The following is a 24,120-nucleotide window of genomic DNA, read 5'->3' as shown; positions in this document are numbered from 1 at the left end:
AAGTTTTTGTAAACTACGAGTTCGCTTTAAAAATTGGTTAAGTCCTCGAACGATTAGTATCAGTCAGCTCCACATGTTACCACGCTTCCACCTCTGACCTATCAACCTGATCATCTTTCAGGGTTCTTACTAGCTTGACGCTATGGGAAATCTCATCTTGAGGGGGGCTTCATGCTTAGATGCTTTCAGCACTTATCCCGTCCGCACATAGCTACCCAGCGATGCCTTTGGCAAGACAACTGGTACACCAGCGGTGCGTCCATCCCGGTCCTCTCGTACTAAGGACAGCTCCTCTCAAATTTCCTGCGCCCACGACGGATAGGGACCGAACTGTCTCACGACGTTCTGAACCCAGCTCGCGTACCGCTTTAATGGGCGAACAGCCCAACCCTTGGGACCGACTACAGCCCCAGGATGCGATGAGCCGACATCGAGGTGCCAAACCTCCCCGTCGATGTGGACTCTTGGGGGAGATAAGCCTGTTATCCCCGGGGTAGCTTTTATCCGTTGAGCGATGGCCCTTCCATGCGGAACCACCGGATCACTAAGCCCGACTTTCGTCCCTGCTCGACTTGTAGGTCTCGCAGTCAAGCTCCCTTGTGCCTTTACACTCTACGAATGATTTCCAACCATTCTGAGGGAACCTTTGGGCGCCTCCGTTACTCTTTAGGAGGCGACCGCCCCAGTCAAACTGCCCACCTGACACTGTCTCCCACCCCGATAAGGGGTGCGGGTTAGAATTTCAATACAGCCAGGGTAGTATCCCACCGACGCCTCCACCGAAGCTAGCGCTCCGGTTTCTCAGGCTCCTACCTATCCTGTACAAGCTGTACCAAAATTCAATATCAGGCTACAGTAAAGCTCCACGGGGTCTTTCCGTCCTGTCGCGGGTAACCTGCATCTTCACAGGTACTATAATTTCACCGAGTCTCTCGTTGAGACAGTGCCCAGATCGTTACGCCTTTCGTGCGGGTCGGAACTTACCCGACAAGGAATTTCGCTACCTTAGGACCGTTATAGTTACGGCCGCCGTTTACTGGGGCTTCGATTCAGAGCTTCGCTTTTAAGGCTAACCCCTCCTCTTAACCTTCCAGCACCGGGCAGGCGTCAGCCCCTATACTTCGCCTTGCGGCTTCGCAGAGACCTGTGTTTTTGCTAAACAGTCGCCTGGGCCTATTCACTGCGGCTCTTCGAGGCTATTCACCTCAAAAAGCACCCCTTCTCCCGAAGTTACGGGGTCATTTTGCCGAGTTCCTTAACGAGAGTTCTCTCGCTCACCTTAGGATTCTCTCCTCGCCTACCTGTGTCGGTTTGCGGTACAGGCACCTTTTATCTCGCTAGAGGCTTTTCTTGGCAGTGTGGAATCAGGAACTTCGGTACTAAATTTCCCTCGCTATCACAGCTCAGCCTTCACGGAAAGCGGATTTTCCTACTTTCCAGCCTAACTGCTTAGACGCGCATATCCAACAGCGCGCTTACCCTATCCTCCTGCGTCCCCCATCACTCAAACGATAAAGAGGTGGTACAGGAATATCAACCTGTTGTCCATCGCCTACGCCTTTCGGCCTCGGCTTAGGTCCCGACTAACCCTGAGCGGACGAGCCTTCCTCAGGAAACCTTAGGCATACGGTGGATGAGATTCTCACTCATCTTTCGCTACTCATACCGGCATTCTCACTTCTAAGCGCTCCACCAGTCCTTACGGTCTAGCTTCAACGCCCTTAGAACGCTCTCCTACCACTGACATCTAAGATGTCAATCCACAGCTTCGGTGTTACGTTTAGCCCCGGTACATTTTCGGCGCAGAGTCACTCGACCAGTGAGCTATTACGCACTCTTTAAATGGTGGCTGCTTCTAAGCCAACATCCTGGTTGTCTAAGCAACTCCACATCCTTTTCCACTTAACGTAAACTTTGGGACCTTAGCTGGTGGTCTGGGCTGTTTCCCTTTTGACTACGGATCTTATCACTCGCAGTCTGACTCCCACGGATAAGTCTTTGGCATTCGGAGTTTGTCTGAATTCGGTAACCCGATGAGGGCCCCTAGTCCAAACAGTGCTCTACCTCCAAGACTCTAACTACGTGAGGCTAGCCCTAAAGCTATTTCGGAGAGAACCAGCTATCTCCAAGTTCGATTGGAATTTCTCCGCTACCCACACCTCATCCCCGCACTTTTCAACGTGCGTGGGTTCGGGCCTCCATCCAGTGTTACCTGGACTTCACCCTGGACATGGGTAGATCACCTGGTTTCGGGTCTACGACCACATACTCAATCGCCCTATTCAGACTCGCTTTCGCTGCGGCTCCGTCTCTTCAACTTAACCTTGCATGGGATCGTAACTCGCCGGTTCATTCTACAAAAGGCACGCTATCACCCATTAACGGGCTCTAACTACTTGTAGGCACACGGTTTCAGGAACTATTTCACTCCCCTTCCGGGTGCTTTTCACCTTTCCCTCACGGTACTGGTTCACTATCGGTCACTAGGGAGTATTTAGCCTTGGGAGATGGTCCTCCCTGCTTCCGACCGGATTTCTCGTGTCCGGCCGTACTCAGGATCCACTCAGGAGGGAACGAAGTTTCGACTACAGGGTTTTTACCTTCTCTGACGGGCCTTTCCAGGCCGCTTCATCTACCCCGTTCCTTTGTAACTCCATGTTGAGTGTCCTACAACCCCAAGAGGCAAGCCTCTTGGTTTGGGCTATGTCCCGTTTCGCTCGCCGCTACTCAGGGAATCGCGTTTGCTTTCTCTTCCTCCGGGTACTTAGATGTTTCAGTTCCCCGGGTATGCCTTCAATACCCTATGTATTCAGGTAAAGATACTGTTCCATTACGAACAGTGGGTTCCCCCATTCGGAAATCTCCGGATCAAAGCTTACTTACAGCTCCCCGAAGCATATCGGTGTTAGTCCCGTCCTTCATCGGCTCCTAGTGCCAAGGCATTCACCGTGCGCCCTTTCTAACTTAACCTAAAAGGTTTGTTTCTCTTAATTTAATAAGAGAGAAAACTAAAATGGCGATTACTCGATGTATTTACTTGACTTCTTCATTACGATTATCTAGTTTTCAAAGAACGATGTTTTGAGAGAAATTGCACTCTCAAAACTAAACAAACAAGAAACAATCAAACAAACATGTTTTGTCTGGCTCATATGTCCAGCTTATATCCTTAGAAAGGAGGTGATCCAGCCGCACCTTCCGATACGGCTACCTTGTTACGACTTCACCCCAATCATCTGTCCCACCTTAGGCGGCTGGCTCCTTACGGTTACCCCACCGACTTCGGGTGTTACAAACTCTCGTGGTGTGACGGGCGGTGTGTACAAGGCCCGGGAACGTATTCACCGCGGCATGCTGATCCGCGATTACTAGCGATTCCGGCTTCATGTAGGCGAGTTGCAGCCTACAATCCGAACTGAGAATGGTTTTATGGGATTGGCTAAACCTCGCGGTCTTGCAGCCCTTTGTACCATCCATTGTAGCACGTGTGTAGCCCAGGTCATAAGGGGCATGATGATTTGACGTCATCCCCACCTTCCTCCGGTTTGTCACCGGCAGTCACCTTAGAGTGCCCAACTGAATGCTGGCAACTAAGATCAAGGGTTGCGCTCGTTGCGGGACTTAACCCAACATCTCACGACACGAGCTGACGACAACCATGCACCACCTGTCACTCTGTCCCCCGAAGGGGAACGTCCTATCTCTAGGAGTGTCAGAGGATGTCAAGACCTGGTAAGGTTCTTCGCGTTGCTTCGAATTAAACCACATGCTCCACCGCTTGTGCGGGCCCCCGTCAATTCCTTTGAGTTTCAGCCTTGCGGCCGTACTCCCCAGGCGGAGTGCTTAATGCGTTAGCTGCAGCACTAAGGGGCGGAAACCCCCTAACACTTAGCACTCATCGTTTACGGCGTGGACTACCAGGGTATCTAATCCTGTTTGCTCCCCACGCTTTCGCGCCTCAGCGTCAGTTACAGACCAGAAAGCCGCCTTCGCCACTGGTGTTCCTCCACATCTCTACGCATTTCACCGCTACACGTGGAATTCCGCTTTCCTCTTCTGCACTCAAGTCCCCAGTTTCCAATGACCCTCCACGGTTGAGCCGTGGGCTTTCACATCAGACTTAAAGGACCGCCTGCGCGCGCTTTACGCCCAATAATTCCGGACAACGCTTGCCACCTACGTATTACCGCGGCTGCTGGCACGTAGTTAGCCGTGGCTTTCTGGTTAGGTACCGTCAAGGTACCGGCAGTTACTCCGATACTTGTTCTTCCCTAACAACAGAGCTTTACGACCCGAAGGCCTTCATCGCTCACGCGGCGTTGCTCCATCAGACTTTCGTCCATTGTGGAAGATTCCCTACTGCTGCCTCCCGTAGGAGTCTGGGCCGTGTCTCAGTCCCAGTGTGGCCGATCACCCTCTCAGGTCGGCTACGCATCGTCGCCTTGGTGAGCCGTTACCTCACCAACTAGCTAATGCGCCGCGGGCCCATCTGTAAGTGTCAGCCGAAACCGACTTTCAGCTTTTCCTCATGAGAGAAAAAGGATTATCCGGTATTAGCTCCGGTTTCCCGAAGTTATCCCAGTCTTACAGGCAGGTTGCCCACGTGTTACTCACCCGTCCGCCGCTAACCACCGAAGTGGTTCGCTCGACTTGCATGTATTAGGCACGCCGCCAGCGTTCGTCCTGAGCCAGGATCAAACTCTCCAAGAAAGTTGATTAGCTCATTTTGTTACGTTGGCCTAGTTTCATAAGAAACTAATAATTTTTTGTTTGTTGACGTTTTTGTTTGTTTAGTTTTCAAAGAACAATATTTGCGCTATCGAAAGTGCTTCACTCTTGCTTAGAAGCTTGTACCGTCCAAAAGCGACTTCCTTAATTTATCATATCGCTCAACTTAATGTCAACAACTTTTTTCACTTTCTTTTGTTGTTTAACTCTCTCGCTGAGGACGAGATTTAATATAACATGTTATAAAAATGATTGCAATATAATTTTAAAAGTTTTTCGGATTAAAATTATTTATTATTACTATTGAACATTTCCTATATCTTCTCTTTAAAAAAACTATTGGTTAATTTCTTTCTTATTTATATTAATTTGTGGGTAAATAAATTAAGTCATAACCAGTATGAGGGAAGGATAAAATAATAGGAACACCTTCAAATACTTTCAAATCATTTGACGCGTGTATCCCCTAGGAATGCTTTAGTTCTTCCCTTAGAAACTCCGTTATGTGTAAAATCAAAGTATGTTCCTCTTAGGTAACCGCATTCTATATTAACTGCTTACATTCTACTAACTAATAAATAGGACGTGAATGAGTATGAACAGTATGGAGATAGATGTTCTAATTAAACTGGGTATTTCCGCAGTTTTTGGCCTGATTATTGGTATGGAACGTGAATTAAAAAGAAAACCTGTAGGACTGAAAACCAGTCTTGTTATATCTGTAGTAAGCTGTTTGCTCACCATTGTATCTATTCAATCTGCATATATGTTTCCTAATTCTGATGATGTAAAGATCACCATGGACCCACTTCGCTTGGCGGCGCAAATTGTTTCTGGAATCGGTTTTCTAGGGGCAGGTGTAATTTTAAGAAGAGGGAATGACAGTATTTCAGGTTTAACAACTGCTGCTATGATATGGGGAGCAGCTGGTATTGGCATTGCAGTTGGTGCCGGATTTTATTTAGAAGCATTTGTAGGGGTAGCTCTTCTTATTATAAGTGTTGAATTAATTCCTTTTTTAATGAAACTATTTGGACCGAAACAATTACGTGAAAAAGAAATTACGCTTCAACTCTTTATAAGAGACCAATCACAAATCGACAAAGCAATTACCTTTCTCCTCGAAAAAAAATATATCATTCGTCGACTTAGAATTAAAGATTTAGATAACGGAGATCATTTGGTGCAGATATTACTAGCAGTAGATTATCGTAATAAGACTACAGAAGTGTATGCATCAGTCTCTAATATAGAAGGAGTACAAAAAGTAGAAATAGAAAGTATAAGTTAATAGCCCTGTTACTATTGAAAAAAATTACAAAATTTCCTCTTGCAAGTTATTTGTAATACGGATATAATTTTCCTTGTACCAAATTATTAGGGGGCTTAGCTCAGCTGGGAGAGCGCTTGCATGGCATGCAAGAGGTCGTCGGTTCGATCCCGATAGTCTCCATATTCAAAAAACCTTTGCGAAGCAAAGGTTTTTTTATTTTGTAACCCTACTTTTTCACCCCTCTCAAAAATGATAGAAATTTCCTATTTTTACAAATTCATCTTGCGTTGTTAATTGTATTTTCACTATAATAAGAGTGTATAATAATCTTAAAATTTAGAAAAATCTGTAATCAAGGGGGATTAACTACTCAAAACTAATATATGATATTTCCTCATGTTCTTCTTTCCAGCTTGAGTTTCTTCACCATTTGACCCACCAGCATTGTCTTTTCTTTTAACCTCAGATTCAGCACAAAGGTTTTTTATGAGAGGGGGAGCTTCCATTGGAGGCAAAACAAATAAAGGCTAATTCTGAAAGCGATTATAGTGCCATTGTTCAATCAGCATCTTTCCAGACATTACTCTCCGAAAAGAAAAAATTTATCATTCCCATTACCATATTCTTTTTCTGTTTTTATTTTGCATTGCCCATATTAACTTCTTATACCACGGTATTAAACCACAAGTTTATTGGAAGTATCACTTGGGCATGGGTTTTTGCTTTCTTACAATTCGTAATGACATGGGTTTTGTGCATGCTCTACTCGAAAAAGGCAGCAAGATTTGATGAGTTAGCTGCTCAAGTGGTTGAAGAAGGAGGAAAAAGCTAATGAATACAGCTGCTTTTACGATGTTTCTTTGTATTGTTTTTGTCACTTTAATCATTACCTATTACGCTTCGAAACGGACGAAGAATGCTAGTGAATTTTATACTGCTGGTGGAGGGTTGACAGGTTGGCAAAATGGACTCGCCATTGCTGGTGATTATATGTCTGCCGCATCCTTTCTTGGGATAGCTGGTGCAGTAGCCTTAACAGGTTTTGATGGATTCTTTTATAGTATTGGTTTCCTTGTTGCTTACCTAGTGGTTCTGTATATCGTAGCCGAACCCATGCGAAACCTTGGAAAATATACCTTTGCAGATATGATTGCCTCCCGCTTTGATGCGAAGAAAGTACGTGGATTTGCTGCCATGAACACCGTTACAATTTCCATTTTTTATATGATCGCTCAACTAGTCGGAGCGGGTGCACTCATTAAATTATTATTAGGCTTAGAATACACAACTTCTGTATTAATTGTTGGTGTGTTAATGACAGTGTATGTTATTTTTGGAGGCATGCACGCAACAAGCTGGGTGCAAATCATTAAAGCAGTTCTATTAATGGGTGGGACCTTCGTCATTTCTATTATTGTTTTTGCTAAGTTTAATTACAGTATTACAGATATGTTTGCTCAGATGAAAACCGCCACTCCTTTAAAGGAGGCATTCCTAAATCCTGGTGTGAAGTATAAAATTGGGCTTGATACAATTTCCTTAAACATGGGACTTGTTCTCGGTACTGCCGGTCTCCCTCATATATTAGTCCGCTTTTTCACCGTTAAGGATGCAAAGACTGCCCGCAGTTCTGTTGTTTACGCTACTTGGATTATTGGTATCTTTTATGTTATGACAATTTTCCTTGGCTTTGGTGCAGCCGCCTTTGTTGGTACAAGTAAAATTGTGGCCGCGAATCCTGCAGGTAATATGGCTGCTCCGCTTTTGGCCCAGGCATTAGGTGGCAATATGTTGTTTGCTTTCATCTCTGCCGTAGCATTTGCTACCATCCTAGCAGTTGTAGCTGGGCTCGTTCTAACAGCAGCATCTGCATTTGCCCATGATTTTTACAATGAAATCCTGAAAAAGGGCAAAGCAACAGAGAAACAGCAAGTTAGCATGGCACGTTGGGCTGCTATTGGTGTTTCTATCATTTCTATTATTCTTGCTTTAGGAGCTCAAACACTTAATGTGGCTTTCTTAGTTTCACTCGCCTTTGCCGTTGCAGCCAGTGCAAACCTTCCAGTCATTATCTACACTATTTACTGGAAGCGATTTAATACAGCTGGTGCAATCTGGGCAATGGTGGTTGGACTGATTTCGGCAATTGGGCTGGTAATTATTAGTCCGAATGTGTTCAGTCCTGAAGTAGGAAAAGCTATTTTTGTTGGTACCCCTCTCTTCCCTTATACTACACCGGGAATCCTTTCAATTCCGCTTGGCTTCCTTGCAGGTTATCTTGGAACGATCTTCTCGAGCCAAAAGGCAGATATGAAGAAATATGAAGAAGTATTAGTTAAATCAAATACAGGTATAAAAGCAGGAATATAACAAAGAAAGGGACTGAAAATTTCTTCAGTCCCTTTTGCTTTTTAAATCTATCATTTACCGCTGTTTATTTCTTGTTGATCCCGTTTTTGTTCCATTATTTCTAGGCGAACCACTTTTTGTTCCACTTCTACTGGACTTAAATCCTTTGGAAGGTGTGCTGGCTTTTTTTCCCTTGATCTGTCTATCCTGTCTCCCACGCTCTGGAGAGTTTTCTTTTCTTCCTCCACGTCTTTCTTTTTGGCCCTCCGGTCGGGGTTTTCTAGTATCCTTCTGACTCTCTTCTATACTATTTGTGTTTCCTATGTTTTGTTTTGGAATCGTAATGTTTAGCTCATCTTCAATTAATTCGAGAGCAGGACGGTCGTCTGAGGTGTAAAAAGTTATGGCCAAACCTGTCATTCCTGCTCTGCCTGTTCGTCCTATCCGATGAATGTAGCTTTCAGTATCCTGAGGAATATCATAATTGAATACATGAGTAACTCCTTCTACATCTAATCCTCTTGCTGCGACATCCGTTGCAACTAATAGCTGAGTCTCAGCCTCTCTAAATCGCTTCATTACTTGTTCTCTTTTTGCTTGTGATAAGTCCCCGTGCAGTTCATCACATGAAAAACCGTGAGCTTTTAAGACATCATAAAGCTTACTGACTCTTCGTTTCGTTCGGCAAAAAATTACCGCTAAAAATGGCCGATAGGTTTCAACTAATTGAATAAGTGTGCCTTGTTTTGCCCGATCGGTTGTATGAATAGCGATCTGTTTCACACTTTCAGCAGGTCCCTGTGTTTTTTCCACTTGAATGTATTCAGGTTCTCTCATATGCTTTTTAGCTAACTTGCGGATTTCCGGAGGAATGGTAGCCGAAAACAACATAGTCTGCCTTGTCGGAGGCGTTTCCCTGATAATATCCTCTACTTCTCCTAAGAATCCTATATGCAGCATTTGATCTGCTTCATCTAAAACAAGATAGGAAATTTCTGATAATCTAATTGTTTCTCTTCTAATATGATCCAATAGCCGACCAGGTGTTCCAACCACAATTTGCGGGTTTCTCCTTAATTTTTTTAACTGCTTTGCCACGTCCTGGCCACCATAGACGGCTAATACATTTACATCAGTCTTATCAGCAATCAATTTTTCCACTTCTTCTGTGATTTGCAAGGCCAACTCCCTTGTAGGAGTCACAATCAGCGCTTGAATATGTGTTGCATCAGTCTGAATCTTCTCAAGAATCGGTAGGATAAATGCAAACGTCTTTCCAGTTCCTGTTTGTGCTTGAGCGATGAGATCACTGCCCTTCATTGCAAAAGGAATCGATTGTTCTTGAATGGGTGTGGGTTTTGCAATACCTATACCGCGAAGTTGTTCTACTAACGATGGGGAAATACCCAATGATAAAAAATCTGACAAAAATACCCCTACTTTCTTCATAACTTCCTATTAATATTGATTGTTTATCGTTTGAATTGCAAATATACTTTTTTATGTTTGAAACCGCAAATAATTATTTGCTTTGACTTCCGTTGCCTTTTTCAACCGAAAAGATTATAATTTTGTTAATACCAACTTATTTCATCGGAATAGTAAACAAAGAGGAGAGGGATTATTTGAGCCAATACAGTTTTTTAATTGTTCATGGATTAGGTGGGAGCGGACCAGATCATTGGCAAACCTGGCTTGCACAGGAGTTGAGACAAAAAAACTATCACGTTTGTTATCCAACATTTACTGAATTTGACTCACCCAACAAAGAAGTGTGGCTGAAAGAATTGACTGCAGCAATCCAGACAATTCCTGAAAATCAGCAATTGATCGTTGTTACACACAGCTTAGGTTGTTTACTTTGGATGCATTACGCTGCACTAAATAATAAGCGAATAGCTAAACGAGTCATTCTAGTTGCCCCTCCTTCTCCAGAAATCGTCCTTAAGGAAGCGACATCTTTTTATCCAGTACGCTTAGAGAAGAGGAATCTATCAAGAACAAGTGAAGAAACCCTTTTTGTTCATTCATCGAATGATCCATATTGTAATCAACAGCATAGAGAAAGGTATATTAATATGGGGGTACCTACTATTACATTCCCAAACATGGGCCATATTAATGCAAATTCAGGACATGGGAAGTGGTCTTGGATTTTGGACCAATGTCTAACCGCTGAAAATGCATCCATAATTGTTTAAAAAAATACTGCTGAGATTTACTCAGCAGTCTTCTGCATTATAACGGTTCTTTAATGTTGTATTTTCGGAGGATGCTCTCAATTTTAAATCCGGTGCTTAAGTCACCTTTTGCTTTTACCTTACCAGTGAGTAAGGCCATGGTACCACTTTGTTTACCTAGGAGGAATTTCTTGAAATTATCATATGACAGCGCCATCGTTACATTAGGAACTGCTTCTACACCTTGCTTAATCATTAATTTTCCATCTTGAAAAAAATGCTGGTAGGTTGCAGGTTCCTGGTCGTAAACGTCATACTGTACCACGGCGTTAAAACCTTTAATTGGTCCTGGATTTTCATTGAATATTTCTTCTATCCTCGTCATCAGATCTGCCAAGGAATATTCCTGAATCGCTTTTGCCATCTGTTGCCCCTCCTAGATATTTAAAATATCAAACATTTCTTATAACTCTATGATACTAATTTAAATTCAAATTTAACAATGGACGTTTTTTGAACTTTTTAAATCCAATCAGCTATTTTATGATAAAATAAACTATTCAAATTATCTATTTTATCTATTACTATTAATCGAAAAGTCTGGGGTGATAATTCTTGGATTTACACCAGTTATACGTATTTACAAAGGTAGTTGAACATAAAAGCTTCTCAAAAGCAGCTGAAGATATTTTCTTAAGTCAATCAACAGTCAGCTCTCATATCCAATCGTTGGAAAAGACGCTTGGTATCAAGCTTTTTGATCGCGTTGGCAGGGAAAGTATCCTAACTCCAAATGGGGAACGGTTGTATCAATGGGCACGTAAATTGTTATTATTAAAAGACCAAGCTCTACTTGATTTGAAACAGGGGATGACTGATCTTCGAGGGATGATTCGAATGGCTGTTAGTTCTGTACCCGGGCAATTTGTGATTCCAAAAATGGTGAAGCAATTTAGGCAGAACTATCCAGAGGTCTACTTTCAAATCCACCAATCATCTTCAAAAAACGTGGCTGAAAAGGTACTGAACGGATCAGTTGATTTCGGTGTTTTAGGGGAGAAATATGAGGATGATAAGCTTCGCTATATTCCGTTATTAAAGGAGAAGTTAGTCCTAGTTACCTCGAATGAAATGGATATAAATGGTCCAGTTAACATTCAGGATATTTTACATTACCCTTTTGTGATGCGTAATTCATATTCAGGAACGAATGCCATCCTCGAAAGATTCTTGAAAAAAAATAAAATAGCAAAGGACCAGATAAATGTTGTTGCCTATATAGAAGACGGGCAGAGCCTTTTACAATTTGTCATCCAAAATGTAGGTATTTCGGTGACGTCAGAAATAGTCGCAAGGGAATATTCCGGTAAAAACATGCTGAAGATGCATGAATTATTTGGTTTCGATGATGAAAGGTATTTTTATCTTGTCTACAACGTAAATAAAACACAATCGCTTCTATCAAATTTATTTATTGAAGGCGTAATGGATTTGGTTTAGAGGCAAAAATGTATCACTGGTTAAACAATAATACTATCTATAACAGCAAATGATTTCACGAAAAAAAGGATGGTATCCATCCCTCTTTGTGAAATCATTTTTTTCATGCTTAATGTGGTTTTAACACCACTTTGATACAGCCATCTGTTCTCGTATCGAATACTTCGTAACCATGTTTTGCTTGAGCTAGCGGTAAAACATGCGTAACTACATCTCCTGGGTCTACTTCACCTTTGGCAATTAAATCATATAAAAACGGCATATAGGGAATAACAGGAGCTTGTCCCATTTTAATATCAATATTACGGTTCATAAAATCACCAAGTGGAAACCCATTATAACGGCCGCCATAAACACCTGTTACTTGAACGGTACCACCTTTACGTACGGCTTGGGAAGCGATAACGATACCGCCCATTGCTCCGCCATGAAGCTTTAAGCCTGATGCAAGAAATTCCATCGGAGACATTTTTCCGCTCATGCCTGAGCAATCGATAACGATATCTGCACCGCCATTTGTAATTTCACGTAAGTATTCACCAGTATTATCATGTTGTTCAAAATTCACCGTTTCAACCTTATTGGTTCTCTTTGCATGCTCTAAACGATAATCGATGTAATCCACTGCGATAACCCTTTTAGCTCCTTTATACCAGGCAAACTTCTGTGCTAGTAAACCAACAGGGCCACATCCCAGTACAATGACAGTATCCCCAGGTTTAACCCCTGCATGGTCAACACTCCAGTATGCAGTAGAACAGGCATCAGCTAAAGTCACCAATTTTTCGTCATCCACTTCACAGTTTTCCGGGATTTTAAAAGGAGTAAAATTACCGTATGGAACACGTAGATATTCTGCTTGACCGCCAGGAATTCCACCCGTTGTATCCGAGTATCCAAAATACGCGCCCATTTCCCCATTTTCATTTGAGTTATCACACTGACTTGTCAAATCATGCTCACAAAACCAGCAATGACCGCATGCGACATTAAACGGAATAATCACGCGGTCCCCTTTTTTTACTTTTGTTACTTCTGGTCCTACCTCTTCCACCACTCCCATTGGTTCATGCCCAATAACAAAGTCTGTTGGCATATTTGGAATCATTCCATGTAATAGATGCAGGTCAGACCCACAAATGGCGGAGGTTGTAACTTTGATAATGATATCATCTGGTTTTTTAATAGAGGGATCTTCTACCTCTGTGACTTCTACATTTTTAATTCCTTGGTACGTAACGGCTTTCATTTAACAATATCCCTCCTTTTATTTATTTGGCGTTGCAAACATTCCGCCTCGATCCGTATCAATCGGATAAAGATTTAATTGGGCAATTTGGACAGCTGTTTCAGCACCTTTTATATCGATTGGAAACTGTTCTTTAAAATCATATGGATGAAGCCATTTATTTTTCATCATCAGATCGGATATTTCACCATGTAAATCGATTGCGGCTTCCATTTGTTTAACCAAAATACTTCTCAGCTGTGGATTTGCTGTTTCTGTAATCGCAAAACCATAATTTCGGATTCCATTTTTTACAGATAATAAAAAATCAAGTGCAAAAGCTGAATCTGCTAGATTTGGCATTCCCTCAGCATTCCTCGGGTCTAAATAATCTTCCATGATTCCACCTCCAATTAATGTAGTATTTGACTCTGTTTATAAAAGGGCAGAAGTTCGTTAATATCTTGAATGGATTGTTGTACATCTTTTTCCATCAGCTGTTTTAACTCATTGTTGAAACATATTCCTTGCATTAATTTCGATCTAAGCAAACATACGGTTTTAAAGTTGATGATTTCATGGGTTTCTAACGTCTCATGTAAAGCTAAGGTTTCCTTTTCCATATCTTCACCTCCAATTTGTAACAGAAGTATTTTCCCCCATTACTTTTTCCATTTATGCAAGCTTATCGATTTTACCTATAAATATTTTCCCTCAAGATAAATGAATAATAAGTTCTGTTCATTGAAAATATAAGAAAGCAATAAATGCATTATAATGGGGTGAGATGAATGACTAAGTATTTAGGGCTGCACGAAACACTTGAAGTTCATGAATTATTAACTTTTAAAAACCTTTGCTTAACAAAAGCAACTACAATGAGTGCATTAGCACAAGATGAAGAACTTAGAGCTATACTCTCAGCGGATGTAACAAGTGGAACTGGGCACATTCAACAATTACAGCAGTTTTTAACGAATCGGGGTGAACAATGATGAATCAGTTTTTACAAAACATGACTGGAATGAGCGGAATGACAGATCAGGTGATTGCAACTGATTTCTTGATTTCGGCTAAATCGGGAGTAAGGAATTACGCTGCTGCGATTACAGAAGCAGCTACTCCAGAACTAAGAACTGCTTTAAGAGTACAATTACGAGCAGCGATTGCTACACATGAAACAATTAGCAATTATATGGTTGCTAATGGATATTACCATCCACATGAATTAAGTGAACAACTCCAGGTCGATTTAACTGCAGCAGAAGCAGCGATAAATCTTGCCCAACATTAAAAAAGGAGAACAATTTGTTCTCCTTTACCTAATCTGACTTATTTCTTTTAATTTCTTTTTATCAATCTTTCCAACATGTGTTTTAGGGAGCTCATGTAAAAGAATGAATTTCTTAGGAATTTTATACCGACCTAGTTTAACTTCACAATATTCTCTCAACTCTTCCACATTTAATTGGAAAGAATCTTTAAGTATAATAAATGCAGCCACCATTTCTCCCCACTTTTCATCCGGCAAACCTATTACTGCTACTTCATCAATCCCAGGATGCTCAGCGAGCCAGTGCTCAATTTCAAGAGGGTACACATTCTCGCCACCGGTAATAATCATATCCTTTTTCCGCCCAACGATATAAAAGAAACCCTCCTCATCTTTTTTTGCCAAGTCCCCAGTATGAACCCATCCATTTCTTAATGTTTCCTCGGTGGCCTGTTCGTGATTCCAATAATACGAAAAAGCATGCTTCCCCTTAATACAAAGCTCACCAACTTCGTTAGCACCTGCTTCTTGACCATCTACTTTCATTAGTTTGATCGAGTTAAACACCATCGGCTTACCCACTGAACCACGTTTGACTTGGGCATCTTGCGGACTAATATAAAAATTATTCGGCCCTGCTTCCGTTAAACCGTATCCCTCTTTAAAAGCCAGCTTCTTTTTTTGAAAGGCGTCGTATATTTGTAAGGGACATGGTGCAGCACCAGATAAAAAGATCTTCATTGTCGGAAAATCAGTAGTCTGAAATTCGTCAGTTTGGATAAGCATATGATACATTGTTGGCACCAAGAGTATTATGGTGCAGCGATAATGATTGATGGACTCAATAGTTTTTGGGGCATAAAACTGATCTCCTAGTACCACTGTTCCTCCAATCATAAGGATTGGAATGCTTAAAGCATTTAATCCGCCGGTATGAAACATAGGTAAATAGTTTATTGTTACATCTTCCCCTGTTAGGCTCCAGCTGATAATTGTGTTCATCGCATTCCATAGGATTGATTGATGGCTAAGTACCACACCTTTTGGCTTTCCGGTTGTCCCCCCTGTATAAATCATCGCTAACGGATTAGTTTCAAATATATCTTCGGTAAAATTTTCACCCATTGGAAAGGAGGCGATCGTCTCATAACTCGCCTCTCCAACACTAAAGCAGCTTGAACCTATGTCCGTAAATTGGTCACTGAGAGTTTCAAATTGCAGATGAATTCCTATTAAAACTGGGCTGCAATCTTTTACGATTTCTCGTATCTCATGTATGGATAAACGCCAATTAAGTGGGACGAAAATAGCACCGATTTTACTGCAGGCAAATAATAAATCAAAGCAACTAATATGATTGGGAGAGAGCAATGCAATGCGGTCTCCTTGTCTAACACCGCGTCCCTCAAGCCAGCTTGCCACAGAAGCAGCACGTTCATTTAATTCTTTGTATGTCCAACTTTTATTTGTATTTTCATCGATAACCGCTATTTTATTTGGCGATAATCTAGCTCTATTATCCAGCCAATCCAGTTCCCACCTCACCAAACAATCGCTCCTTCACTACTAGATGGAACCATTTTACTTTTACCAAGTTACAAGGAAGTTACATATAGTCATTTAGCTTGGTTTTTGGTGGGATGAGAATGGTTATCGACACGTTTTCTAAACATATCTACATGATTTCACAAGATATCTACACATTTTAATGAGATATCTACATACTTTCAGTAGATATCTACACGTTTTTGAACTTTATCTACAAATTTTCTTCCTATAAAAATAACGACCCCTCAAGGTCGTTTTTTCCACTCACATCATTATTCCGCCGTCAACATGAAGCACGGTCCCATTTACATAATTGGATTCATCTGAAGCCAAAAAAAGATAGGCATTTGCAATATCCTCCGGCTTGCCTAGTCTGGCCAACGGCACCATTTGCTTCATTTGATTTAATACTTTTTCTGGAACCTTAGCCGTCATGCCTGTTTCTATAAAGCCTGGGGCAACCGCATTGACATTGATTCCTTTTCTTCCAAGCTCCTTTGCCCACGATTTCGTCATCCCAACCACGCCGGCTTTTGTTGCAGCATAATTCGTCTGACCCACATTTCCGTAAATGCCTGATACAGAAGAAGTGTTGATAATTCTACCTCTCCCCTTTTCAACCATCGATGGTAAGACTGCTTGTGTACAATGGAATACACCTGTCAAGTTGACATCAATCACCTTTTGAAAATCTTCCACCGTCAACTTTGACAGCATGGCATCTCTTGTGATTCCCGCATTATTAATCAGGATATCGATGTTTCCATATTCCTCACGTACCTTTTCGACCATTGAATCCACACTGGCACGATCGGCTACATCGACTTGAAAAAATGTCACCTCATAACCTTTTTCCCGTAACACACTCGCCTGCTCTACTCCTTGTTCCACGTTATAATCTGCCATGGCCACTTTCGCACCTTCACGCGCAAAAACTTCTGTTGCCGTTAATCCAATTCCAGCAGCAGCCCCTGTTATAATGGCCACTTTATCCTGTAATCTCATACCTTTACCTCACTATCTAAAAATTGTTCCATTGCATGCAACAATTGCGGTAGATCATCTACTAATGCCGAGTGACCGCAATTCTTTAATTCTATGACGGTTACTTTATCTCCCAAGTCCTCAATAAGCTCGTTTGTCATTTCTTGTACAACCACCATATCCCGCTCTCCGTAAAGAACCAATACAGGTACATCGATATCATCTACTTTCCCATTGCCCTCGACCAGGCCATTAAAATGATGGCTAATATTAAAGTAATTTAAGGCATAATACACCTCAGCAAGATTTCGTTGCGTTCTCATATCCTGAACATATTCATCATAACGTTCAGGCTCTGGTTGATTGTGGGTATAAATAACCGAATTCCATATCAACTTTAGCAACTTAGCATTATTCGTGTCATATGCTGATTGAATAGGAATGGTGCGAACGAGATCCCGCTTCATTTCTTCATGCATGGTTAATCTCCGCAGCTCGTCTTCATCCTTTATTTTCCCATCGTACGGATAACCCCTTGTGGATGCAGAAGCAAGTAAAATCAGTTTGTTACAATAGCCTGGATAATCAGCAGCAAACTGCATCCCTACTGCACCACCGGTTGACCATCCAGCAATAGCAAAGTCCCTTAAGCCAAGTGCATCAACAAACAACTTCACATCATCTGAAAAATCTTTAATAGACATGACTAAATGGTTATACGTCGAGTTTCCGAACCCGCGTAAATCAACTGCATAGACTTTATACTTTGGATCGATATTTTCATAGACAAGATCCCAATGCTTGGAGGAAGTCATGTTTCCGTGGATTAATAAAAGCTTTTTCTCCCCGCCTTCTCTTTCTCTGTAGGCAAGTGTTTCTCCATTTGGCAGCAGTACTTCTTTCATTGTTACATTTACCATACTAATCACCCTTTCCCCATTTAATTGTAGTTGCTCCCCAGGCGTACCCAATTCCAGCACTAACGAAGACGACGACATCGCCATCCTTTACCTTTTTGGACTCTAAGGCTAATTCCAGTGATAGAATTTGATCAATTTGACCAATATGCCCATAGTCTTCTAGATAAATAGACTGTTCGTCGGACAAACCTAATTCCCTTAATACATATTCATGGGCGGATTTCTTCATGTGGAGAATAGCTAAATAATCAATATCTTTCTCACTAAAGCCACTTTTCCGGACCGATTCACGGATGACCTTTAAAAAATTATCCATCGACTTCTGTTCTAATCGCTGCTTCATCCCTACTGGGTCAAGAACATCAAGCATATTCAGACGTTGGTCAATTGCCTCTTTTGAAATGGGGTTCTTCGTTCCTCCAGCAACAACCACGACATCCTCCGAAAAAGAACCGTCCGTAATCATTTGGGTGTCTAATACCAGGTTTTCGTTGTGGTCTTTCTTAAGAAGGATAGCTCCTCCCCCTGCCCCGAGATTATACATGAAACGGGTTCTTGGATTCTCGTAATCAATGAAATCTACGTTCCGATACCCTCCTGCCAGCAGAACGGTTTGAATGTCCGGGTCAGCGAGCATCATACTTTTAGCTACTTTCAACGCCATAACAGTCGTCCCGCATCTTAAGGCCACATCAAATGCCCAAGCATGAAAAGCACCGACTTCTTCCTGGAGTTTAATTCCTGCTGTCCAAAGAGGGTATTCCTTATGTTCCTCGCCAATATAGATGACTAGATCAATCTCTAATGGATCGATGCCCGCCTTTGATATTGCTTGTTTAGCAGCAATAATCCCCATCTCACACGTATGATCTGATGGACCTGGAACATGCTTCTTCTTTATTCCCATTTTCTCTTCGACAATACCGTGTGGGATACCTGCCAATTCGGCAATCTCTTTTCCCGTCATATATTTCTCTGGTAAATAAATCCCTGTACTGAGTATTCCTATCTGCAAACCCATCACCTACTCATCTATGCTTCTTCCGCCATTTCCTGCATAAATTCCATGGCTTCTTCAATTGACTCAAACAACGTCTCCCTATCCTCTTGAACATGCGTCACTTTAATTCTCCAATGTTTCCTTCCAGTGTCCTTCTCGACAGTGGCCAGTTGAAAACGAACGACGAAGGAAGCTATTTGATTGATTTCCACTAGGTCCTCCTTCTACCCCACCATTTTTTGTTCTTTTTTTACGGAAGGGTGTTTTTTACGTTTCCATGAAATTGTACTTAACGTACCCACAATTCCTCGCGGGAAGAACATAACGACTAAAATGTAAATAATCCCGAAAAAGATAATCCAACGTTCAAATATCCAATGCTCTTTTGCCAGTTCGGTCAGCCAATCATGAGCAAATTCTATTAACCCAGCTCCGATGATTGCTCCGACTAGTGTTCCAACTCCACCAATAATCGTCATTAATAAAGCATCTAGAGTTATATCCATTGAAAATACGCTTGTATTCACAAATCGGAGTGAAATCGCATATAAAATACCGGCTATTCCTGCTAAAACCCCAGAAACGATACTCGCTGCAATCTTATAATGCAAGACATGGAAGCCAAGCGATTCTGTCCGTTGTTCATTTTCGCGAATGGCCTGAAGCACCCGACCAAGCGGAGAGTTGGTAAAGCGTTTCAGGATCAAAAACACGGCCACCATGACAAAAAGACAAAGAAGGTAAAAATGAGTCCGGTCAATAAACGGTTCTGGTACTCGAAAAGTAAAACCATCATTCCCATACGTCATGGTCCGCCATTTTTCTGCTAACACGAGAAAAAGTCCAGATAATGAAAGAGTTAGCATGGCATAAAAATGACTTTTCAATCGAAGCGTGAGTAATCCAACAACGAAACTAACAACAGCTGTAAGGGTAATCGTAGTCAAAACTGCCAAAAAGAAGTAGGACATGGTTGGCTCAAACCTCTTCATAAAGATCCCCATTGAATAGGCGCCAATTCCAAAAAACATGGCATGACCAAAAGAGACAATTCCCGTAAAGCCTAGTAATAGGTCATAACTCATCGCAAAAATAGAAAAAACAAACACCTGTGTTAATAAGATAAATAAGTTTCTAGATTCATAAACAAACGGCAATAGGAGAAGAAAAGCCGCAACGACTAACACGATGGCTGTCATCCTATTTCCCTGCAAAAACCTCAATGTATTCACCCCTTTGCCCCGAATAGACCCTGAGGCCGAATAATTAACACAATCGCCATTAGGAGCATATTAACAGCGAGGGAAAGATCCGGAACATAATAAGCCATAAAAGACCCGGAGAGCCCAACTAAAATAGCAGCTAAAACGGAGCCTTTAAAATTGCCCATTCCTCCAATCACGACAACGATGAAGGCTAAAATAGCAAACTCCATCCCCATACCCGCATGAATGACCCCAGAGTAAGGTCCGAGCAAGACGCCTCCAAGTGCCGCCATCCCAGCTCCAATCATGAAAACAAACATAAACACACGTTGAATGTTGATTCCAAGTGCTTGAACCATTTCTTTATTCATAACACCTGCCCTGACAACCAAGCCGATTTTGGTTTTCTTGAGTAAATATTGCACTCCGGCAAAAATAAGAAATCCTACTAAAATAATAAATACTCGGTATTTAATGATAATGACGCCGCCTAGCTCCCAGCTACCCTTCAAATAATCAGGAGGTGAAGCTGTTAGTTGATTCGGCCCCCAAATGACCTTCAACATCTCAGACAATACAAGCATGAGACCTAACGTAATCAAGATTTGCTGCACATGATTTCCGTAAACTGGCTTGATAATCCACTTTTCTATTATTATTCCTAGCAAAAATCCGGTAACGATTGCACCCAGAATTCCAATGAGAAAGCTGCCAGTTTGGGAATAAATCCAAAGACCACTATATGCGCCCCAGGCAAATAATCCGCCATGTGCAAAATTTAGAACATCCATTAAACCAAAGATTAAGGTTAAACCTGCTGCTAATAAAAAAATCAGCATCCCTGTGGCCAAACCATTCAGGGCTAAATTCATGAATAAGTCCACGAAGAACTTCCTCCTTCCTTAGGCAATTCCTAAGTACTTCCGTTTCATCTCTTCATCTTCCTTTAATTGCTTCATATTGCCATGGCTAACAGACCTTCCATCATCAATAATGTAAAAACAATCACCAATGGTACTAGCCATCATAAAATTTTGTTCTACTAATACAATGGTGGTTTGTTCCTTCATTTGTAAAATGGACTCCATCACTTTTTCTACTACGATTGGCGCTAAGCCCTTGCTCGGTTCATCAATTAATAAGAGCTCGTTTTCATTCACATACGCTCTAGCAATAGACAACATTTGCTTTTGCCCTCCGCTAAGTAACCCACCTGGTTTTTTCCAGAATTTCTTTAAGTCAGGAAACAGGTTTAAAATATAGTCCATCCGTTTTGATGTTTCCTCGTTCTCTTTCTGAATGGCTACCTTCATGTTTTCTTCAACGGTTAAACCAGCAAATATTCCTTGGTCCTCAGGCACATAGCCGATCCCCTTTTGGGCTATCGTATAGGTGGGCAGGGTCTGAATGGGTTCACCATTAAAAACAATGCTCCCCTTTGATGCTGGATTGAGGCCCATGATCGTACGTAATGTTGTTGTTTTCCCTGCACCATTTCTCCCGAGAAGCACGGTCACTTCGCCTTTTTTCACCTCTAAGGAAACGCCTTGGAGAATGTGGTATTGTCCGATAAACGTTTCCACTCCATTAAGCTTCAATAGGTCGTTCATCAAATTGACCTCCTAAATATGCGGACTGCACCGTATCGTTTTTCATGATTTCTTCAGGGGTTCCGTCAGCAAGGAGCCTGCCATTAAATAGGACCATTACCGAATCAGATAAATCGAGAATCATATCCATTTTGTGCTCAATCAAGATGATGGTTCGGTTTCCTTGTTCCTTAATTCGTTTGATCACTTCTAATATGGCTGGAACTTCTTCGAGAGACATCCCTGCTGTAGGTTCATCTAATAAGAGGACCTCCGTTTCAAGAGCCAGCAGCATGGCAATTTCTAGTTTCCGTTTTTCACCATGTGCAAGATTACTAGCTAATGAATCCTTTTTATCATCCAAAAGCACGAGCTTTAGCCACTCTAATGCCCGCTTTTCAAAGGTTCGATACTTTTTATAATGAAACACCATTTGATACCGAACTCCCGACTGGGATTGAACGGCTAATCGGACATTCTCTAAGACAGTTAGGCTCGGAAATACATTGGTAATTTGGAAGGAACGACCAATCCCAGCTCTCGTCCGATTTGTCGGGGAGTAACGTGTAATGTCTTTCCCGCGGAAGAGAATTTTTCCATTTGTGGGTGTCAATTGGCCGCTAAGTAGATTAAAAAATGTTGTTTTCCCTGCCCCATTGGGACCAATGATGGATTTAAAGTGCTTTTCTGGGATGCTAATACTAACGGAATCGACAGCTGTATGACCACCAAAGCGTATGGATAAATCACTTGTTTCTAAAAGAGTTGCCATCTGTTTCACCACCTCTATTTGCTAAAAATAAGGAAGAGGGTGACCGGTAATAAATTCGGTCAGACCCTCGTCGTTTTTATTAATGGAGCAGACTCGCTTCTTCTTGTTTGATATGCATTACTTGTTACGAATTGGCGGAGCTGTTTCCTCTGGAGATAATTCTCGAATTAATACTGGCACAGGATATGGAACGCCATCTTTCTTTTCTAATTTAATGGCGTACAAGGTTTGCAGTGCCTGGTGATCCTCTTTACGGTAAGTCATTTTGCCTTTCGGTGTGTCAAAGCTCATACCTTCCATTGTTTGAATCAACTTATCAGAATCTGCCTCACCATTTGTTTTCTTTAATGCTTCAACAATGGAAATGGCAGCACTCATCCCACCAGGCGTAAATAAATCCGGAACATCGCCGTTAAAACGTTTCTTATGCTCAGAAACGAGCCAATCATTGATTTTATTTTTCGGCAGATCATGGTAATAAACAGTGAAACCTTCCATACCAATGAGTGGTTCCATTGTTGATAAGGCAGCAATATCAGGTGCGCCAGTAGAAATCTTGATTCCTTTTTCTTGAACCTTCATATCGGCAATTTGCTTCCACGGGGAGTTGGCGCCAGCCCATACAACAAATAGGTAATCTGGTTTTGCGTCAACAATTTTTTGTATGTTAGAAGTGAAGTCTGTAGCAGCAGGATCTGCATACTCTTCCTTCACAATCTCTGCGCCAAGCTTTTTCGCTGCTTCTTTAAAGGCAGCCACTCCATCACGACCAAAGGCATAATCAGGAGCAAGTGTAGCAATTTTCACACCCTTCTTTGCAATAGCCGCTGCACCGGCAACGGCATCCTGAGAGGAATTACGTGCGGAATGGAAAATATACTTATTAAACTCTGAACCTGTAATACTATCAGCCGCAGCTGGTTCAACAACCATGATTTTTTGATATTCTTCTGCCAGCGGGAGCACGGCTAACGTATCTGCTGAACTTGAGGATCCAACAAGGAAGTCTACCTTATCTTCCTCTAATAGCTTTGTTGCTTTTTGAACTGCAACTTCAGGTTTTGTTTCTGTGTCCTCAACAATGAATTCGATTTTATGACCAGCAACCTCCATTTTTCCTTCCGTTGCATAATCAAGCCCTAACTCAAAGCCTCGAAGTGTTTGTTTTCCGTATGCTTCTAACGCACCTGTCTTAGAGGCAAGAACCCCAATCTTAATTGGTTCTTTACTTTCTGTCTTTTCTCCACCCTTTTCATTTGACTCAGATGATGACTTGTCGGAGCTGCACGCACTGGCAAATACCATCATAAAAATAAGTAATCCTAATAAGGCCCATCTTCCTTTGTTTCCCTTCACTCTTTTTCCCCCTTAAAATAGTTATTCACAAACTGGCAAAGCTTTGATTTTAGGATAAAATACGGGAGTTACATGCAAGTTACAAATCCGTTTTAATATAAAAATAGGGCATTGGCTCATTTTCAAACAGTATTGGCTCATTTTCACGCGACATTGGCTCAATTTCTAACAGTATTGGCCCATTTTTACGAGGCATTGGCCCATTTTTCGGAGTT

At 41.8% G+C, this 24,120-nt stretch carries 22 protein-coding genes, 1 tRNA gene and 2 rRNA genes; 8 read left to right on the top strand and 17 right to left on the bottom strand.

Features of this window, described 5'->3' with window-relative positions:
* Positions 1-33: 33 nt before the first annotated feature.
* Positions 34-2,970 (bottom strand): 23S ribosomal RNA (locus RCG25_RS06090).
* 203 nt (positions 2,971-3,173) lie between these two features.
* Positions 3,174-4,710 (bottom strand): 16S ribosomal RNA (locus RCG25_RS06085).
* The 16S and 23S rRNA genes sit together here, the layout of an rRNA operon.
* A gap of 622 nt (positions 4,711-5,332) precedes the next feature.
* Here RCG25_RS06085 and RCG25_RS06080 point away from each other — a divergent pair.
* From RCG25_RS06080 to RCG25_RS06065, 4 genes are all read left to right on the top strand, one after another.
* Positions 5,333-6,019: an MgtC/SapB family protein gene (locus RCG25_RS06080; RefSeq protein ID WP_374121063.1), complete on the top strand. Its 687-nt coding sequence runs from the start codon at positions 5,333-5,335 to the stop codon at positions 6,017-6,019.
* 89 nt (positions 6,020-6,108) lie between these two features.
* Positions 6,109-6,181: transfer RNA gene (locus RCG25_RS06075), tRNA-Ala, on the top strand.
* A gap of 325 nt (positions 6,182-6,506) precedes the next feature.
* Positions 6,507-6,833: a DUF485 domain-containing protein gene (locus tag RCG25_RS06070; RefSeq protein ID WP_308082791.1), complete on the top strand. Its 327-nt coding sequence runs from the start codon at positions 6,507-6,509 to the stop codon at positions 6,831-6,833.
* The gene (locus RCG25_RS06065; protein WP_308082790.1) at positions 6,833-8,371 is read left to right on the top strand and encodes a solute symporter family protein; all 1,539 of its coding nucleotides are present in this window, start codon (positions 6,833-6,835) and stop codon (positions 8,369-8,371) included. The genes RCG25_RS06070 and RCG25_RS06065 overlap by 1 nt, the downstream gene beginning before the upstream one ends.
* A gap of 54 nt (positions 8,372-8,425) precedes the next feature.
* Here RCG25_RS06065 and RCG25_RS06060 read toward each other — a convergent pair whose 3' ends face one another.
* Positions 8,426-9,778, bottom strand: a complete 1,353-nt coding sequence (locus RCG25_RS06060) for a DEAD/DEAH box helicase (RefSeq protein WP_308082789.1) — start codon at positions 9,776-9,778, stop codon at positions 8,426-8,428.
* A gap of 197 nt (positions 9,779-9,975) precedes the next feature.
* Between RCG25_RS06060 and RCG25_RS06055 the strand changes: the two genes are divergently transcribed.
* Positions 9,976-10,551, top strand: a complete 576-nt coding sequence (locus RCG25_RS06055) for an RBBP9/YdeN family alpha/beta hydrolase (RefSeq protein ID WP_308082788.1) — start codon at positions 9,976-9,978, stop codon at positions 10,549-10,551.
* A gap of 37 nt (positions 10,552-10,588) precedes the next feature.
* On the opposite strand, the gene RCG25_RS06050 is transcribed toward RCG25_RS06055, so the two are convergent.
* Entirely contained in the window at positions 10,589-10,954 is a 366-nt protein-coding gene (locus RCG25_RS06050) for an SCP2 sterol-binding domain-containing protein (protein WP_308082787.1), read from the bottom strand.
* A 191-nt stretch (positions 10,955-11,145) separates the two neighbouring features.
* On the opposite strand from RCG25_RS06050, the gene RCG25_RS06045 reads away from it, so the two are divergent.
* On the top strand, positions 11,146-12,030 hold the full coding sequence (locus tag RCG25_RS06045) for a selenium metabolism-associated LysR family transcriptional regulator (RefSeq protein ID WP_308082786.1): 885 nt from the start codon (positions 11,146-11,148) through the stop codon (positions 12,028-12,030).
* A 109-nt stretch (positions 12,031-12,139) separates the two neighbouring features.
* On the opposite strand, the gene RCG25_RS06040 is transcribed toward RCG25_RS06045, so the two are convergent.
* From RCG25_RS06040 to RCG25_RS06030, 3 genes are read right to left on the bottom strand one after another with little or no spacing between them, the layout of a single operon-like run.
* Positions 12,140-13,279 (bottom strand): zinc-dependent alcohol dehydrogenase, encoded by a 1,140-nt coding sequence (locus tag RCG25_RS06040; protein ID WP_308082785.1) that lies wholly within the window; start codon positions 13,277-13,279, stop codon positions 12,140-12,142.
* Between the two features lie 18 nt (positions 13,280-13,297).
* On the bottom strand, positions 13,298-13,657 hold the full coding sequence (locus RCG25_RS06035; protein ID WP_308082784.1) for a spore coat protein: 360 nt from the start codon (positions 13,655-13,657) through the stop codon (positions 13,298-13,300).
* A 14-nt stretch (positions 13,658-13,671) separates the two neighbouring features.
* Positions 13,672-13,881 (bottom strand): spore coat protein, encoded by a 210-nt coding sequence (locus RCG25_RS06030; RefSeq protein ID WP_308082783.1) that lies wholly within the window; start codon positions 13,879-13,881, stop codon positions 13,672-13,674.
* 168 nt (positions 13,882-14,049) lie between these two features.
* On the opposite strand from RCG25_RS06030, the gene RCG25_RS06025 reads away from it, so the two are divergent.
* Positions 14,050-14,253, top strand: coding sequence for a hypothetical protein (locus tag RCG25_RS06025; protein ID WP_308082782.1), 204 nt, complete (start codon positions 14,050-14,052; stop codon positions 14,251-14,253).
* Entirely contained in the window at positions 14,253-14,552 is a 300-nt protein-coding gene (locus RCG25_RS06020; protein WP_308084108.1) for a spore coat protein, read from the top strand. Before RCG25_RS06025 ends, RCG25_RS06020 begins: the two co-directional genes overlap by 1 nt.
* 24 nt (positions 14,553-14,576) lie before the next feature.
* Here the strand turns inward: RCG25_RS06020 and RCG25_RS06015 are convergent, their stop codons facing one another.
* From RCG25_RS06015 to RCG25_RS05970, 10 genes are all read right to left on the bottom strand, one after another.
* On the bottom strand, positions 14,577-16,076 hold the full coding sequence (locus tag RCG25_RS06015; protein WP_308082781.1) for an acyl-CoA synthetase: 1,500 nt from the start codon (positions 16,074-16,076) through the stop codon (positions 14,577-14,579).
* Between the two features lie 267 nt (positions 16,077-16,343).
* Positions 16,344-17,084 (bottom strand): 3-oxoacyl-ACP reductase FabG, encoded by a 741-nt coding sequence (gene fabG / locus RCG25_RS06010; protein WP_308082780.1) that lies wholly within the window; start codon positions 17,082-17,084, stop codon positions 16,344-16,346.
* Positions 17,081-17,983, bottom strand: coding sequence for an intracellular short-chain-length polyhydroxyalkanoate depolymerase (locus RCG25_RS06005; RefSeq protein WP_308082779.1), 903 nt, complete (start codon positions 17,981-17,983; stop codon positions 17,081-17,083). The genes fabG and RCG25_RS06005 overlap by 4 nt, the downstream gene beginning before the upstream one ends.
* 1 nt (position 17,984) lies before the next feature.
* Positions 17,985-19,004, bottom strand: a complete 1,020-nt coding sequence (locus RCG25_RS06000) for a 3-oxoacyl-ACP synthase (protein ID WP_308082778.1) — start codon at positions 19,002-19,004, stop codon at positions 17,985-17,987.
* A gap of 11 nt (positions 19,005-19,015) precedes the next feature.
* Entirely contained in the window at positions 19,016-19,195 is a 180-nt protein-coding gene (locus RCG25_RS05995; protein WP_308082777.1) for a hypothetical protein, read from the bottom strand.
* A gap of 12 nt (positions 19,196-19,207) precedes the next feature.
* Positions 19,208-20,206, bottom strand: coding sequence for a branched-chain amino acid ABC transporter permease (locus tag RCG25_RS05990; protein WP_374121037.1), 999 nt, complete (start codon positions 20,204-20,206; stop codon positions 19,208-19,210).
* Positions 20,207-20,211: 5 nt separating this feature from the next.
* Positions 20,212-21,072, bottom strand: a complete 861-nt coding sequence (locus RCG25_RS05985) for a branched-chain amino acid ABC transporter permease (protein WP_308082776.1) — start codon at positions 21,070-21,072, stop codon at positions 20,212-20,214.
* Positions 21,073-21,090: 18 nt separating this feature from the next.
* Positions 21,091-21,798 (bottom strand): ABC transporter ATP-binding protein, encoded by a 708-nt coding sequence (locus RCG25_RS05980; protein ID WP_308082775.1) that lies wholly within the window; start codon positions 21,796-21,798, stop codon positions 21,091-21,093.
* A complete protein-coding gene (locus RCG25_RS05975; protein ID WP_308082774.1) occupies positions 21,776-22,549 on the bottom strand; it encodes an ABC transporter ATP-binding protein in 774 nt (257 codons plus the stop codon). The genes RCG25_RS05980 and RCG25_RS05975 overlap by 23 nt, the downstream gene beginning before the upstream one ends.
* A gap of 117 nt (positions 22,550-22,666) precedes the next feature.
* The gene (locus RCG25_RS05970; protein WP_374121036.1) at positions 22,667-23,905 is read right to left on the bottom strand and encodes a substrate-binding domain-containing protein; all 1,239 of its coding nucleotides are present in this window, start codon (positions 23,903-23,905) and stop codon (positions 22,667-22,669) included.
* Positions 23,906-24,120 lie beyond the last annotated feature (215 nt).

It is taken from the genome of Neobacillus sp. PS2-9, assembly GCF_030915525.1.
GTDB lineage: Bacteria > Bacillota > Bacilli > Bacillales > Cytobacillaceae > Neobacillus.
The sequence above is the reverse complement of the archived record's forward strand: the minus strand, read 5'-3'. Positions and strand labels throughout refer to the sequence as shown.